We start from the raw sequence: 15,317 nt of genomic DNA on the forward strand, positions 1-15,317 counted from the left end.
GCAGCGGCCGCTGCGGCAAGCGGGAAGACCCTCCTTGTCCTCTCTGAAGAGAACGACCAGGTTGTCGACCGCCGTGATGATGCCCGGTCGTTCGGCGGGCTGAGAATTATGAGGCAGCGTCCGGTTCTCGTCGATGCAAAGGAGTACATCGAGGAGAATTACGGTATCCGGGTGGCATACGCGGCCAGCCTCGACGACCTGCTCGCCGACGTCCGTGTACCTGCTCCGGCCGAAACCGCCGCGGCCCTCTGATACCCTTCCAGGTTGTCCCGCGGCGGTGAAGAGTATTTATCATTCCCGGGCGACGTACCCGTACGTATGAAATCACAGAGACTTCTGATCATCGGGGTTATTATCGCCGTCGCCCTGATCGCTGTCCTCGCAGTCGTAGTGCTGACGGGCCTCTCCTCGCCGCCGCAGCCGCCCGGGCCCGATCCGACCTGGCCCGTCGCGACTCAAACGCCGACGTCCGCCCCGACCCCGACACCGGCGCCCGTCCCCGGGAACGGCACCTACGTCAACGCCACCTACGGTTATGCCGTCACCTGCCCGGAGGGGTGGTTCTACACCGAGTCCGGAGAGAGCGTATGGTTCTCCTCGCCGGACAAGCACGAAGAGGTCCGCGTGAACACGAACCCGCTCCAGAAGGACGCCGATCCGGAACAGGTCCTCGAATCCCTGAACGCGACGTATGCAGAGGACCTTCGCTCCGGGATTGATGCCGAATGGGTTTCCACGGAGAAGCTCACCCTTGACGGCGTCCCGGGGTATAAGTCGGTCTACTCCGTCCCCCTCCCCGTCCCCGAGGGGGACCGGTATGACTTCATCATCCGCTACGCCGTCAAAGACGACGTCATCTACTCGGTTATGCATACCGTATTCCCCCCAAAGTACGATATTTACAACATCGACGCGGCTCCGACGGCCGAATCGTTCCGTTTCCTTTAAAAATGAGTGAGGAGAGGCATAAACCCGGGTTGAGCGGTTGTCGGGGAGGTCCCCGTCACCTGTTCTCTTCCTGCAGGGCTCCGGAAGTGTCTTGAGGGAGAGTTGCTTCGGGAGAGATGTCGTAGTAGGGTTCGAGAAGCGGATCGTTTTCACGGTCGTGATACTGTTTCCCTCTACTCCGGGTCCTCATCCAGAGGCGGATCTGCTGGAGTAATGTCACGTGATTTGACTCCTTTCGTCCGCAGCGGGTGTATCCCCGCTGTGACCTATAGCCGTTCTGATTTCCCTGAGATAAAACCATTTTGATACGGCCTTTTGTCGAAAATCCCGAAAAAATCCGGTTTATTAAGAAAATGGGGTGATTACGTTCTCTCTTTTATGCCGGGTCAGCCCGGTCTCCTTACGTCCGCCGGAAGAGCCCGTCGAGTTTCCGTTTATCGAACGCCACCACCGTCGGCCTCCCGTGCGGGCACGTCCAGGGGGTCTTCGTCCGGGCGAGCTGTGCGAGGAGGCGCTTCTGCTGGTCGTGCGTGAGCCGGGCTCCCGCCTTCACCGCACCCCTGCAGGCGACGATGCGGGTGACCGCCTCTCGCCGGTCGGGGGCGGTGCGGGACTCGCCGGCGAGGATCTCGGCGACCGTCTCCCTGATCTCCCCCGGGTCTTCGAGTGCGCCGAGGGCGGCGGGCACCGCCCGGACAGCGAAGGTGTCCCGACCGAACTCCTCCACCGCGAACCTCTCGCCGGAAAGGATCGGCATCGCATCCCGGAGTGCGGCCGCTTCCTTCGGAGGGAGGGAGAGGACGACGGGCGTGATCAGTTCCTGCGATCCGGCCGCCGCATCGCGCTGCTCCACGACCTGGTCGTAGAGGACCCTCTCGTGGGCTGCATGCTGGTCGATGAGATAAAGGGTGCCGTCGCTCCCCTCCGCCACGATGTAGGTCGCGGCCACCTGCCCGACCGGTTCCATCGCGGGGAGGAGGTTCTCCGTGCCCTCTCCTTCCGTCCTGCGGAGTTGCCTGTCGGAGAGGGTGAGTCCCCGGTGCCCTGCCGTGTAGGAGACCGCGGGCTCGTCGATCACGGGGGCCGAAGCCGGCTCCGACGGTCCGAAATGCTGCTGCACCGGCTCGGCCGGCGTCTCGCGGGCGAGATCGTGTCCGGCGAGCGCCGTCTCCACGGCGGCCGCAATCGCTCCCGTGATCTCCCGCTCCCGGGAGAGACGGACCTCCCTTTTCGTCGGGTGGACGTTGACGTCGACGAGACCGGTGTCGATCGCGAGTTCGATGAACGCCACCGGGTAGCGGTCCTTCGGGAGGAGATTGCCGTAGCCCGCCCGCACAGCGGCTGCGATCTGCCGTGAGACGATGCTCCTTCCATTGATGCTGACAACAACCTGCGCGAGGCTCCCCCGGCTCTCCACCGGGCGGGAGACGTAGCCGCGGACAGCGAGGAAGGGGAGCCTGCCTTCGACCGGGATGAGCGTCCGGGCGAGATCCGCACCGTAAAGGCCGGTGACGGTGGCGAGGAGCCCGCCGGAGCGCTGGGTCGCCATCCGTTCCTTTCCGTTGTGCACCACCCTGAAGGCGACCTCTCCGTGCGCAAGGGCGAGGTTCTCCACGACGCCGTAAAGGTGGGCGAGTTCGGTGTTCTTGCTCTTTAAGAACTTCCGGCGGGCGGGGGTATTGTAGAAGAGGCGCTCAACGACGACCGTCGTCCCCTCCGGGGCCCCGACCTCGCTCTTCTCCACGACCTCGCCGCCCCTGACCCGCACCCGGGTGCCGGCGAGGGCCCCGGCTCCCCGGGGACGGGTGACCAGGGTCACCTCCGCGACGGCGGCAATGCTTGCAAGCGCCTCGCCCCGGAACCCCAGGGTGCGGATGGCGGAGAGGTCGGCGATGTCCCGGATCTTGCTCGTCGCGTGGGGGTGGAAGGCAAGTACCGCCTCCTCCTGCGTCATCCCCTCCCCGTCGTCGGTCACCCGGATCTTCGTGATCCCGGCCATATCCGAAGAGACATCGACGAGGATGCTCGTCGACCCTGCATCTATCGCGTTCTCCAGGAGTTCCTTCACCACCGATGCGGGCCGCTCCACGACCTCCCCGGCGGCGATCTGGTTCACGGTATCGGGGTCGAGGACCCGGATCTTCGTCATCGCTCACCGTCCTCTCCGTTTGCAAGTCTCTGGAGCCTGCAGAGGGTATTCAGCGCATCAACCGGCGTCATCTCGTTCGGGTTCAGGTTTTTGAGTTCCCTGACCGCGGGGTTCTCTTCGACGACTCCTTCGCCGGTGTCGACGAGGAGCATCTGGGTGTAGCGGGGGGCCCGCGGTCCGCCCGAGGGTTCCCGCGCCGCCTCTTCCTTCAGGATCGCCATCGCCCGGTCGGTTACCTTCTTCGGGATGCCGGCAAGGTGCGCCACGTGAACGCCGTAACTCTTGTCGGTTGCGCCGGGGATGATCTTACGGAGGAAAACAACCTCGTTTCCCGTATCCTTCACGGCAAAATGGAAGTTCTTCACCCGTTTGAGCGAGTCCTCAAGGTCGATCAGGTCGTGGAAATGGGTTGCAAAGAGCGTCCGCGGCCCGACAACCGCTTTTCCGTGCAGGAACTCCACCACCGCACGGGCGATTGCGCACCCGTCGAGCGTACTCGTCCCCCGCCCGATCTCGTCGAGGATGACGAGGCTCTGCGGCGTCGCGTTGTTTAGGATGTTTGCGAGTTCCAGCATCTCGACCATGAACGTGGACTGCCCCGAAGCAAGGTCGTCGAACGCCCCCACCCGGGTAAAGACCCGGTCCACAAGCCCGACGGTGGCGTGGCGTGCCGGGACGAAACTCCCCATCTGAGCCATGATGCAGCAGAGCGCCACCGCCCGCATGTAGGTGGACTTGCCCGCCATGTTCGCCCCGGTGATGATCATGATCTGGTCGTCGGAGGCGTCAAGGTCCGTGTCGTTCGGGACGAACGGCACCGGGAGGTGCCGCTCCACCACCGGGTGGCGGCCGTCCCGGATGATTATCCGGCCGCTCTCTTCGATCACCGGCCGGGAGTAGCCGTACCGGGCGGCGTTCTCGGCGAGTGCGGCGTAGACGTCGAGCAGTCCCACCGCCCGTGCGGTCGCCTGGAGACCCGGGACGTCCTCCGCGAGCGTCCGGATGAGTTCGGCGTAGATCTCCGCTTCGAGGGCGGTAAGGCGCTCCTCCGCGGTCGCGATCAGCGCTTCCTTCTCCCGGAGGTCGGGTATCGTGTAGCGCTCGCCGTTCGCGGTCGTCTGCCGGCGCTCGTACTCCGGCGGCACCAGGTGCAGGTTCGGTTTCGTCACCTCGATGTAGTAGCCGAAGACCCGGTTGTAGCCGACCTTGAGTGACTTAATTCCGGTCCTCTCCCGCTCCTGCTGCTGGAACTCCGCTATCCAGTCTTTCCCGGTCGTCGCGAGGTGCCGGAGTTCGTCGAGTTTCGCATTGAACCCCTCCCGGATCATCCCGCCGGACTTCGCAAGCGCCGGGGGGTCGTCCACGATAGCCCGGTCGACGAGGTCCGTCACGCGGGTATGGTCGCTCATAGCGTCAAGGGCTTCGCGGATGAGGGCCGGGGCGTCGCCGGAAAAGAGCGCTTTAACGTCCGGAATCGCGCGAAGCGAATCGCGGAGCGTCGAAAGGTCCCCGGGGCCGGCATTCCCGTAGGCGATCCTCCCTGCAATTCGTTCGATATCGGCAAAGTCGCCGAGGGCTGCGCGAAGCGCCTGCCGGTCGAGGGCATGGTCGACAAACCACTCCACGGCGTCGAGACGCTCCTCGATGGCGGCCTTCCTGACCAGGGGGCCGATCAGGAACGACCGCATCGTCCGGCTCCCCATCGAGGTCTCCGTGACGTCGAGCGCGGCAAGAAGCGTGTTCCCGTCGCCTTCTCCCCGGATGCCCGTCGTGATCTCAAGGTTCCGAAGCGTGATCGCATCGAGCACCATGTTCTCCGACGGGACCCTGGTCGCGAGTCCCGTGATGTGGGCGAGGGGCGATTGCTGGGTTTCCTGGGCGTAGCGGAGAGCCGCCCCGGCCGCGGCGATTGCTCCCGCCATGTCGGCGCACCCGTAGCCGTCGAGCGTCGCGGTTCCGAACTGCCCGCAGAGACACTCAAATGCTGCACCGGGATCGAAAGAGTCGTCGCGGTAGCGGCTCACCGTCACCCCGAGGTTTTCGAGCCGGGCGGGAAGCGCGCCTGCAAGGCTCTCGGGGACGATTGCCTCCGACGGGCGGTATCTCACCACCTCCGAGACGATATCGGCGCAGTCATGCGCGCCGCTCCCGGCGGAGACGAAGAACTCACCGGTGGAGACGTCCAGGAACGCGAGGCCGAAGGTCTCCTTCCGGTCGGGGGCTATCGCCATCAGGTAATGGGCTCCCGCAGAGCCGAGCATCGAGGAGTCGATCAGGGTTCCCGGGGTGATCACCCTCGTGACATCCCGCTTCACCACGCCTTTTGCGGTCTTCGGGTCCTCGATCTGGTCGCAGATCACCACCTTGTAGCCCTTGCCTACCAGGCGGGCGATGTAGCCGTCGGCGGCGTGGTGGGGTACTCCCGCAAGCGGCATCCGGTCGCCGTTCTTATCCCTTCCCCGGGCGGTCAGGGTGATATCGAGTTCCCGGGCCACCACGCCGGCGTCCTCACCGAACGTCTCGTAAAAGTCCCCCATCCGGAAGAAGAGAATGGCATCGGGGTACCGGGCCTTCACTGAGTAATACTGCCGCATTGCCGGGGTCGGTCCGTCGGTCATCACTTCTCTTTATACAGTCCACACAGAGCAACATAAGAGTAACTCCCCCGGAATTTCGCCGGATACGGTCGCGGTTCGATGCCCGGACAGGGCGGGCCCTGCCAAACTACATACGTCTGGAGCGCACACAAATAACGCGAAAGTATTATGGCGGCGACGATCGCAGAGAAGATATTCTCAATGAAATGCGGCCGGACCGTCCGCGCAGGTGACGTCGTGATGGCGCCGGTGGATGCGGCGATGATCCACGACATCACCGGTCCGCTGGCGGTCCGCGTCTTTGGCGAGATGGGTGGAAAGCGCGTTTATGATCCGGATCGGATCATCATGCTCTTCGATCACCAGGTGCCCGCCGATTCGATACCGGCCGCCGAGAACCATGTCTTCATGAGGCGGTTTGCAGAGGAGCAGGGGATCCGCAACTACGACCTTCTCGAGGGCGTCTGCCACCAGGTTGTTATGGAGAAAGGGCGGGCGGCGCCCGGCGAGATCATCGTCGGGACCGACTCCCACACCTGCACCTACGGTGCGGCGGGTGCGTTTGCGACCGGCATCGGTTCGACCGATATGGGGTTCGTGCTGAAGTTCGGTGCGCTCTACTTCCGGGTGCCCGAGAGCATCCTTCTTGAGATCGACGGGGCCTTCGGCCGGAGAGTCGGTCCAAAAGACCTGATCCTCTCGCTCGTCGGCGACATCGGCGCCGACGGTGCGACCTATACGGCGCTTGAGTTCACCGGCGGGGCCATGCACGATATGGACATGGCGGGCCGGATGACCTGTGCGAACATGGCGATCGAGATGGGGGCAAAGGCGGGAATCGTCCGGCCCGACGAGACTACCCGGGACTACGTCGCCGCCCGCCGCGGGGTCGAACCGCTCGATCTTGCCGGCGACGCAGACGCAGACTACCGGGAGCGCAGGCACTACGACGTCACCGACCTTTCTCCGCAGGTCGCCGTCCCCCATAACGTGGACAACGTCGTGGACGTCGCCGACGTCGCGGGGACGAAGGTCGACCAGGTCTTCATCGGCTCCTGCACCAATGGGCGCTACGAGGACCTTGCGGAGGCCGCCGGGGTGCTCGGGACCGCCGACCGCTTTGCAGACGGCGTCCGGGTGATCGTCATCCCGGCCTCACGCACCGAGTACCTCAAGGCCCTCCGGGCCGGCCTCGTCGAGCGGTTCGTCGAGGCGGGAGCCCTCGTCGAGGCCCCCTGCTGCGGCCCCTGCATGGGCGGGGCGTTCGGGCTCCTCGCCCCCGGCGAGGTCTCGCTCTCCACGTCGAACCGGAACTTCCGGGGCAGGCAGGGAAGCACGCAGGCGTCGGTCTATCTTGCCTCGCCGGCGACGGCTGCGGCAAGCGCCCTCTACGGCGAGATCACCGACCCGAGGGAGGTGTAAAACATGCGGGTATGGAAGTTCGGCGACGATATCGATACGGACGCGATCATCCCGGGCAGATTCCTGACGATCTACGACCCGGCGGAGCTTGCGAAGCACGCGTTTGAGGGAACGAGGAACGAGTTTGCTAGAGATGTGCGGGAGGGCGATGTCGTCGTCGGCGGAACCAACTTCGGGTGCGGCTCCTCGCGAGAACATGCGCCGCTTGCGCTCCTCGGGGCCGGGGTCCGGGTCGTGGTCGCAAAGTCCTTTGCCCGGATCTTCTACCGGAACGCCGTCAATACGGGGCTCCTGCCCCTGGTCTGCCCTGAGACCGACGCGATCCGGGACGGCGACACCGTATCGGTGGACCTCGCCGGGGGTTTCATCGAGGCGAACGGGCAGCGGCTCCCCGTCGAGCCGGTGCCCGGGTTCCTGAAAGAGATCGTCGAGGCCGGGGGCCTCGTGGCTTACGCAAAAAATCTGGATAAGGTGGAGATATGCAACATCGAGTAGCGGCAATCGGCGGAGACGGGATCGGTCCCGAGATCGTGGCGGCGGGTAAAGAGGTCCTCGACGCCGCGGGAGAGCGGTTCGGGTTCGACATAGCGTGGACCGACTTCGACATCGGCGCGGAGCGCTACCTCGCGACCGGGGAACTCCTCACGGAAGAGGACATCCGGGACCTCTCGAAGTTCAAGGCGATCTACTTCGGGGCCATCGGCGATCCCCGGGTGAAGCCCGGAGTCCTCGAGAAGGGCATCCTGCTTGCGATCCGGTTTCACTTCGACCAGTTCATCAACCTCCGGCCGGTCAAACTCCTCGATGGCGTCTGGACACCGCTCGCGAACAAGAAGCCGGAGGACATCGACTTTGTGGTGGTCCGGGAGAATACCGAGGACTTCTACGTCGGCATCGGCTCGCGGTTCGCCGGTACGCACGAGAAGAAGACCCTCGAGGTCGTCCGCGACCTCTATAACGTCAGGTTCGGACTGGACGTCGAGACCGACGCCGACGAACTCGCCTACCAGATCGGCGTCGTCACCCGGCCGGGCGCAGAGCGGGCGATCCGCTACGCCTTCGACCTCGCCGAAAGGAGAGATAAGAAGGTCACCTCGGTCGACAAGGCAAACGTCCTCTCCGACGTCTACGGCCTCTGGCGGGATGTTTTCAACGAAGTCGCCGCCGGATATCCCGACGTCGCGACGGAGTTCAACTTCGTCGACGCCGTCACGATGTGGTTCGTCAAGAACCCCGAGTGGTTCGACGTCGTCGTCACGCCGAACATGTTCGGCGACATCATCACCGACCTCGGGGCCATGATTCAGGGCGGGCTCGGGCTCGCTCCCGGCGGGAACATCAACCCGAACGGCACCTCGATGTTCGAGCCGATCCACGGCTCCGCGCCGAAGTACCGCGGATGCGACGTTGCAAACCCGCTCGCCACCGTCTGGGCCGGTTCACTGCTTCTCGACCACATCGGCGAGCACGAGGCGGCGGCAGCGGTCCTTCGGACTATCGAGAGAAGCATCCTCGACGGGTTCGTGACCCGGGATATGGGCGGTGCGAAGAAGACGAGCGAGGTCGGGCGTTACCTTGCATCGCTTGTCCGGACGGTGTAAGGCGGCCGCCCCCATTTCCCGTCTTTTTATATCCCCGCACCGCCATGATCTTCTAGACCGATGCAAAATAACCAGCATACGCCATGTGAAAACCCGCTCTGGCCCTGCGCGATGACCGGGGCGGTCGCCTGCCTCGCCGGGTTCGAAGATCTGGCCGTCATCGTTCACGGTTCGAGCGGGTGCTACTTCTACCCCGCATCGCTTGTCGGGGTTCCCATCCACGGGACGTTCCTCGTCGAGAACGAGGTCATCTTCGGCGCCGAATCGCGCCTCGCGGAGGTGATCCGGGAACTCGAAGGCCGGTACTCCCGGATAGCCGTGGTCAACACCTGCGTGCCCGCCGTCATGGGCGAGGACCTCAGTGCGCTCGCTCGTGACGGCCAGGTCCTCATCGTCGACAGCCCGGGGTTCCTCGGGGACTTCGAGGCCGGCTACCGTCGGGCGCTCGCCGAGATCGCGCCGGAGGTGGACCCCGACGGGCGCGGCGTCAACATCGACGGCATCTGCCGCACCGACCCCTTCTGCCGGGGGAACGCCATCGAGGCGCGGCGTCTGCTCAATCTCGCCGGCGCCACCGTCTCTACCACTTTTTGCCTGGACCGCTACGCCGCGGCTCATCGTGCGGCACCCTTCACGGTCGGCACGAACCCGGACCTTTCAAGCGGCGTCGGGACCGCTTGCGGCTCGCTTCTTGGCCTCGATGCCGTCGGTGAGACCTTCGGGCGGCTGCAGGCCTCGGTCGACGGCGTCGATTCCCGGCCGGTCGACGAGGAGATCGCGTGGGCCGACGCCCTGATCCGAAAAGCCTGCGAGAAGTACCTCAGGAGGTTCGATCCTCCCCGGGTGGTGATCGCCGCCGGGCACGCGTATGCCGCCTTTGCGCGAGACCTCCTCGACCGGTATCTCGGGGTGGATATCGCCTGCATCGCCGCCCGAAACGATCCGGACGCGGAGAGCGGTGCCGTCACGTATACGATGGACTTCTCAACCATCCAGGAGATGATCCGGGATGCCGAACCGGACCTGATCCTCGGCTCCTCCTACGAGCAGGCAATCGCTCCCCGCGCCGCCTTTGTCGGGCTGACGCCGCCGCTCCGGGGCAGGGTCCTCCTCTCTTCCCGTGCGGTTGCCGGGATCGAAGGAGCGCTTCACCTGATGGATGAGGTGCTCAACGCCTGTATCAACCGAAATCGGCGTCCGGGGAGCGAACGCACGGACCTCGCCTGAGAAAAGCGTTAATACTCCCGGTGCGAGAGCATTCATGTGGAGGAACAGAGATTCGATGCCGCTTGTGAAGATCGAGATCAGGTACGGGAAGCCCGCTGAATATCGGCAATTGCTCATCAAGAGCCTTCATGACGCTTTTGTGGACGCACTGCAGACCCCGGAGGCCGCCCTCTGGATCCGGCTCTGCGAACGTAAACCTGAGAACTTCCCGCTGCCTCCCGGACGGTCCGACGACGCGGTCCTCGTCGAGGTCTCGCTCATGCCGGGGCGCAGCAAAGAGAAGAAAGAGGCGCTCTACCGGGCGATTGTAAGTCGCCTCGCCCGTGATGTCGGTGTCCGCCCCGAAGACGTCTATATCGTCCTCTACGAACCGCCCGTCGAGAACTGGGTCGAGCACGGCGAAGCATTCGCGTCCTCCCGTTGAGCGCGGGGCAACTGCACCCGGCCATAAGGTATTTATGACCCGGTGCATACCGGGGTGCCGGCCTGTTCCTCTGGACAGGTGAGTATGAGGGAGGTAACGGCATGACATCACACGGCGGGGGACCCCCCCACGGGATGCTCCTTGAGAAGATGTTCGATCTTCTTGACGAGGACCAGGTGCGGCAACTGACGATCCGGATGATCGAGTCTCGCATCAAGATGAAAAGACAGTGGATCGAGATGATGGAGTACAAGATCGAGACGTATAAGATTATTCGCGATATGCTTGAGAAGGGCGGGAAGAGGTAAGCCTGCCCCTCTCTATCGTATGCTCCGGTGCGTGAGGTCCGGGGCTGCAGCCTTTTTTTAATAGACCGTTTTTGAAGGGAGCGGACCTGCCGCCCGGAAGATTTAATCCGTCCCGACCGAGATTATGTGGATATCATGCCCCTTGTCCCGCTTCGCATCGGAGAGGCGTTCAGACCGGTGCCGCCGTTCCGGTCGTACCTCTACGCATCCCTGGTCCTGGCCGTCGCCCTGTTCGTCCTGCCCTGGCTGGTCCCCGTTGCCCTCTTCAGCCCGTGGCCGGTCACGCTCGCCGTCACGATACCTGTCCTTGCCTTCGTTGCCTTCGTCGCCTACTGGATACCCCTCTACTGCGAGAGCATCGCCTACCGCCTCACCGTCACCGAAGTGACCTGGCAGCGTGGGGTCTGGTTCCGGCAGACGGGGATCGTGCCCTACAACCGGATCACAAACGTCGATATCGTCCAGGGCCCCCTGATGCGGCTCTTCTCCTTCTCAGCGCTCCGGGTGCAGACCGCCGGCTACTCGGCCCAGGCCCGGGCGGAGATCGTCCTCAACGGGATCGAGGACCCAAAAGACCTCCAGGAGAAGATCATGAGTTTCGTGCGGGGGACCGGCCCTGTCGCGACTGGGGCCGGGCCGGAAGAGTTGCCGGCCGCGGATGCGACGGTGGAGGAACTGCGGGCGATCCGGGCGTTGCTGGAACGGCTGCTCGAAAAATAACCTCATTCCCCCGGAAAAAGAGACTACCTCCCGGCGGCCGCTTCCCGCTTGACGACCAGGACCGGTTGATGGGCGTTCTTGATCACGTACTCCGAGACCGTCCCGAGCAGGCGGTCGCGGAGGTTCGACCGGCCGTGAGAACCGATGACGATGAGCGAGACCCCATCCGCATCGGCCGCGGCCACGATCTCCGCCCCCGGCGTGCCGATGGGCGTCCGGACGGTCACCTCCAGCCCCTGCTTCTCGAGCACCCGGCGAATGTCGATGATCCGGTGCTGGATCTCTTCCCGCTGCTGCCGCTGGACCTCGGTCTCTCGGTCGGGCACGGTCCCGAGGAACCCCTGCCCGCCCGCGGCGATCAGGGTGATCTCTCTTGGGTCGAGGACGTGGACGAGGACCACCTCGCGGGTTCCCGCCTCCTGAAGCGCGGGGATATAGTCCAGCACCTTCAGGGAAGGTTTGGAAAAGTCTGTTGGAAACAGAATGCGTTCGAACATGCACTGCTACTCTCCGATGGTTTGTATCTGTCCCACTGAATATTTAAAGGCACTGTGCGGAATCTGTCAGGTGAGCGGGGCGATGAAATCGCCGTAATGTGATACCATATACCGTAGCGACCCGTCAATTCCGGAAAACCTGCTGCAGCGTCCGGTTCGGATCCGGGTATCACCCCTTTTCCGTCATCCGGCGGCGTTCCCGTATGTGAAGAGGGCTTGCTTTCTCGACGCTCTCCTGGTATTTGCCCTCCTACCCGGCGGGAGATTTATTGCGGCCGGGTTCTTTCCCCTTCTCTTCCTGACTGCCTTCCTCTCCGGCCTGGCGATGCCGAGGGTGCCGGTTGCAGCGGCCAGTATCGGCATGGTCCCGAAGATGCGTCTGTCTTCTCCTGATCCGGTGCCCCCCGGTCCCGCTCGACCTGCCGGCCGCACTAGTTACATCGGCCTTAACCCGATTCTGGCGGTGGAAAAGGCGCTTGATGTGATGGGCGGTATCGCGGGAGCACCCGGCAATCGTTGTCTCCGGTATCCCGTGCTGTCTGGTATGTCGCCGACGGGGCGTTATCGAGTCGGAGATTTGGTCGAAGAACCGCTGATCCGCTCCACTGTGCGGGCTGCATCGGAGTGGTGCCTCTAGTATTGTGATCCCCTCCGGGTTTGCACGGTTTGAGACGGCGAACCAGCGGGTCATAGAGTTCTTGCAGGTACGGGAAGAAGAAAGTTGTATTCTGAAAGTACCTGATCCGGGCGCACACAAATCAATAAATAGAAATAAACGGGCATCAATAGTTTGTTGTCGATATCAAAATGACAAAAGTGTGTAATCATTCTCGACAGTATAACTACGTTGAGTCTTGGCTCCGGCCGGTAATGACGGCATGCAATCTCCGACAAAGGTCTGTGGTCTCCTGCCAGCATCAGGTTTTTGTTAGGCGCACGGCCTTTGAACACGAAGTCCGGCAGCTCGTAATGCTCCATTCGCAGTGGAAACGGTGACCTGATGTACTCTATCTATACGAATTCTGGACACGGGAAACCCCTCAAAGACCTCTTGAGCGCAAAGGTCACGGGTATGTCCTCCTACTATCTGAAACCGAAGGACGGCGACTCTACCGTCGAGATTCGGGTGATCAACCTCGGCGATATCGCCGACGGCACAATCAACACCGAGGCGGTCAGGATCATGCGGGTTAAGAATACCAGAAAGCTGGAAACCGATATCGTTCAAGAGGGCGATGTCGTTCTCACCCTCCGGGGCCCGCCTTTTCGTGCCGCGGTCGCAGACGGCAGTATTGCCGGCGCGGCAGTCAGTGCAAACCTTGTAGGGCTGCGGTGTTCGGATCGGCTAAGACCGGATCTCCTCGCAGCCTGGTTAAACTGCTCCGCAGGTCAACGCGCCCTTACTGCACGGGCCGGTGGGTCTACTCTGATGGGGCTCTCTCTTCGGGAGTTGTTGCAGGTCGAGGTCCCGGTCCCCCCTATGGCACAGCAAGAACTTCTGAGCAGGTATCTCGCGCTGGCAGCTGAATATTCGAGGATTCTCAAAAAAGAGCAGAGACTCCAGGATTCTACTGTTAATGCAATGATGAACTCCCTCTGAGGTGATGAAGGTGGCGACGATCACATTCGAAGAAATGAAGAAGATGACCTGGGAAGCGGCTGATATCCTCCGTGGGTCCATCAGTTCGACCGATTACAAGGATTATATCCTGGGGATGCTCTTTCTGAAGCGCCTCTCGGATGTGTTTGAAGAGGAGGCGGAGCGGATCGAGCAGGAGACAGGGGATCACGATCTTGCCTGGAACGATCCCGATGAACATCAGTATTACCTTCCTCGGGGGTGCCTGTGGAAGGATATCCAGAAGCTCACTGTAGAGATCGGCGACAGGTTGAACACGATCACGCAAAAGATCGAAGACCAGAATCCGGTGATGGGAAAAGTCCTCGGGAACATTGATTTTAACTCGTATAAACTTGGGGAGACCAAGCAACGAGACACGAACCTTTCCGCGCTTATCCGGAACTTCTCTACAATCCCGATGAGGAATGCCGACCTGGAAAGTCCGGATATGCTCGGGGACGTGTATATGTACCTCATAGAGCGGTTTGCCGACGATGCCGGAAAGAAGGGGGGAGAATTCTTCACACCCCATCAGGTCGCCGCTCTGCTGGCCAGGCTCCTCGATCCGAAGGAAGGGATGCGCATTCACGACCCCTGTTGCGGCTCGGGCGGCGCGGTAATTCAGTGTGCGAGGCTCGTGAAGGAGGAAGGGGGCGATCCGGCAAATCTCACCCTGACCGGGCAGGAGAAGAACATCGGGACCTGGGGCCTCTGCAAGATGAACATGCTCCTCCACGGCTACATCGACGCCGATATCAGGGCAGGGGATACGATCCGGGAACCGCAGTTCCTGCTTGACAGCCACCTCATGCAGTTCGACCGGATAATCAGTAATCCACCCTTCTCGCTCGACAAGTGGGGCCAGGAGACGGCAAAGGCTGATCCGTATGGCCGGTTCGGCTACGGACTGCCGCCGGCGACGAAAGGGGACTGGGCCTTCGTGCTCCACATGATCAACGTCCTCAATGAGACCGGGAAACTCGCGGTCATCGTGCCGCACGGCGTGCTCTTCCGGGGCGGTGCCGAGGGGAAGATCCGGACGAACGTCCTCAAGGACGATCTGGTGGAGGCGGTGATCGGGCTTGCACCGAACCTCTTCTTCGGTACATCGATCCCGGCCGCGGTCCTGGTCGTCAACAAGGACAAACCCACCGAACGGAAGGGGAAAGTCCTCTTCATCGAGGCCTCGGCGGAGTTCCAGGAGGGGAAGAACCAGAACTGCTTGCGAAAGATGGATATCGAGAAGATCGTGACGGCCTACCGGGAGTATCGGGACGTGGAGAAGTTCTGCCGGGTCGTTCCGATGGAGGAGATCGAGGAGAACGATTACAGCTTAAATATTACCCGCTACGTGGACACGACGCCCGAGGAGGAGGTCGTGGATGTGGCGGCGGTGGCGCGGGAACTGCACGACCTGCGGGAACGCCGGGCGGTTATCGAGGCAGAGATGGACTGGTACCTGGAGGAACTGGGCTACACGGGGGGGTCGAAGTGAGCGTGGGGGTGCCGGGGCCGGTTGGCCGCACCGTTGCCGGGGAACTCGACCGTCGGACAATTATCCGGGAGTTCCGGATGGTTCGGTGCGGAGGCATTCTATGAAGCCCGAGATCGTGCACCGGCTTCACCGGCATTTCGAGGACTATGTCCGTGATGCGGGCGGGGTCGAGTTCTGGTATGCCCGGGACCTTCAGACGTTGCTTGGCTACAAGGAGTGGCGTAATTTCATGAAAGTCATTGATAAGGCCAAAGAATCCTGTCAAACGACAAAACATGAGGTTTCAGACCATTTTGTTGACGTCAACA

16 protein-coding genes and 1 pseudogene are annotated in these 15,317 nt (G+C 62.6%); 12 read left to right on the plus strand and 5 right to left on the minus strand.

All coding sequences use genetic code 11. From position 1 onward, the window contains the following. Positions 1-252: pseudogene (locus BP737_RS06620) on the plus strand (peptidase S16); the annotation flags it as partial. Positions 253-318: 66 nt separating this feature from the next. After that, the gene (locus BP737_RS06625; RefSeq protein WP_292406494.1) at positions 319-948 is read left to right on the plus strand and encodes a PsbP-related protein; all 630 of its coding nucleotides are present in this window, start codon (positions 319-321) and stop codon (positions 946-948) included. Positions 949-1,003: 55 nt separating this feature from the next. On the opposite strand, the gene BP737_RS06630 is transcribed toward BP737_RS06625, so the two are convergent. The 3 genes from BP737_RS06630 to mutS all read right to left on the minus strand — a co-directional run bounded on the left by BP737_RS06630 (position 1,004) and on the right by mutS (position 5,715). Continuing rightward, positions 1,004-1,168: a hypothetical protein gene (locus tag BP737_RS06630; protein ID WP_292406496.1), complete on the minus strand. Its 165-nt coding sequence runs from the start codon at positions 1,166-1,168 to the stop codon at positions 1,004-1,006. 180 nt (positions 1,169-1,348) lie between these two features. Continuing rightward, the gene (mutL, locus tag BP737_RS06635) at positions 1,349-3,097 is read right to left on the minus strand and encodes a DNA mismatch repair endonuclease MutL (protein ID WP_292406499.1); all 1,749 of its coding nucleotides are present in this window, start codon (positions 3,095-3,097) and stop codon (positions 1,349-1,351) included. Further along, positions 3,094-5,715 (minus strand): DNA mismatch repair protein MutS, encoded by a 2,622-nt coding sequence (mutS, locus tag BP737_RS06640; RefSeq protein ID WP_342686048.1) that lies wholly within the window; start codon positions 5,713-5,715, stop codon positions 3,094-3,096. Before mutS ends, mutL begins: the two co-directional genes overlap by 4 nt. A gap of 147 nt (positions 5,716-5,862) precedes the next feature. Between mutS and BP737_RS06645 the strand changes: the two genes are divergently transcribed. The 7 genes from BP737_RS06645 (at position 5,863) to BP737_RS06675 (ending at position 11,396) form a co-directional block, all read left to right on the plus strand. Then, positions 5,863-7,116: a 3-isopropylmalate dehydratase large subunit gene (locus BP737_RS06645; protein WP_342686049.1), complete on the plus strand. Its 1,254-nt coding sequence runs from the start codon at positions 5,863-5,865 to the stop codon at positions 7,114-7,116. A gap of 3 nt (positions 7,117-7,119) precedes the next feature. Next, the gene (locus tag BP737_RS06650; protein WP_342686050.1) at positions 7,120-7,611 is read left to right on the plus strand and encodes a 3-isopropylmalate dehydratase small subunit; all 492 of its coding nucleotides are present in this window, start codon (positions 7,120-7,122) and stop codon (positions 7,609-7,611) included. Beyond that, complete coding sequence (locus tag BP737_RS06655; protein WP_292405447.1) at positions 7,596-8,717, plus strand: isocitrate/isopropylmalate dehydrogenase family protein; 1,122 nt, start codon at positions 7,596-7,598, stop codon at positions 8,715-8,717. Before BP737_RS06650 ends, BP737_RS06655 begins: the two co-directional genes overlap by 16 nt. A gap of 60 nt (positions 8,718-8,777) precedes the next feature. Next, a complete protein-coding gene (locus tag BP737_RS06660; protein ID WP_292405445.1) occupies positions 8,778-9,944 on the plus strand; it encodes a nitrogenase component 1 in 1,167 nt (388 codons plus the stop codon). A 34-nt stretch (positions 9,945-9,978) separates the two neighbouring features. Continuing rightward, positions 9,979-10,368: a tautomerase family protein gene (locus BP737_RS06665; RefSeq protein WP_292405442.1), complete on the plus strand. Its 390-nt coding sequence runs from the start codon at positions 9,979-9,981 to the stop codon at positions 10,366-10,368. A gap of 101 nt (positions 10,369-10,469) precedes the next feature. Further along, on the plus strand, positions 10,470-10,676 hold the full coding sequence (locus tag BP737_RS06670; protein ID WP_292405439.1) for a hypothetical protein: 207 nt from the start codon (positions 10,470-10,472) through the stop codon (positions 10,674-10,676). Positions 10,677-10,811: 135 nt separating this feature from the next. Beyond that, the gene (locus BP737_RS06675; RefSeq protein ID WP_292405435.1) at positions 10,812-11,396 is read left to right on the plus strand and encodes a PH domain-containing protein; all 585 of its coding nucleotides are present in this window, start codon (positions 10,812-10,814) and stop codon (positions 11,394-11,396) included. Positions 11,397-11,419: 23 nt separating this feature from the next. Here BP737_RS06675 and BP737_RS06680 read toward each other — a convergent pair whose 3' ends face one another. Both BP737_RS06680 and BP737_RS06685 read right to left on the minus strand, forming a co-directional pair. Further along, positions 11,420-11,893, minus strand: coding sequence for a universal stress protein (locus tag BP737_RS06680; RefSeq protein ID WP_292405432.1), 474 nt, complete (start codon positions 11,891-11,893; stop codon positions 11,420-11,422). A 183-nt stretch (positions 11,894-12,076) separates the two neighbouring features. Further along, entirely contained in the window at positions 12,077-12,256 is a 180-nt protein-coding gene (locus BP737_RS06685; protein WP_292405429.1) for a hypothetical protein, read from the minus strand. Positions 12,257-12,965: 709 nt separating this feature from the next. On the opposite strand from BP737_RS06685, the gene BP737_RS06690 reads away from it, so the two are divergent. The 3 genes from BP737_RS06690 to BP737_RS06700 all read left to right on the plus strand — a co-directional run. Beyond that, the gene (locus BP737_RS06690; RefSeq protein ID WP_292405426.1) at positions 12,966-13,493 is read left to right on the plus strand and encodes a hypothetical protein; all 528 of its coding nucleotides are present in this window, start codon (positions 12,966-12,968) and stop codon (positions 13,491-13,493) included. Positions 13,494-13,503: 10 nt separating this feature from the next. Further along, positions 13,504-15,009 carry a type I restriction-modification system subunit M gene (locus BP737_RS06695; RefSeq protein ID WP_292405423.1) on the plus strand — a complete coding sequence of 502 codons (1,506 nt, stop codon included), beginning with the start codon at positions 13,504-13,506 and terminating at the stop codon, positions 15,007-15,009. A gap of 100 nt (positions 15,010-15,109) precedes the next feature. Then, positions 15,110-15,317: BRO family protein (locus tag BP737_RS06700; RefSeq protein WP_342686051.1), on the plus strand; the 208-nt coding region annotated here is incomplete at its 3' end.

Source organism: Methanoculleus sp. UBA291, assembly GCF_002499755.1.
Taxonomy (GTDB): domain Archaea; phylum Halobacteriota; class Methanomicrobia; order Methanomicrobiales; family Methanoculleaceae; genus Methanoculleus; species Methanoculleus palmolei.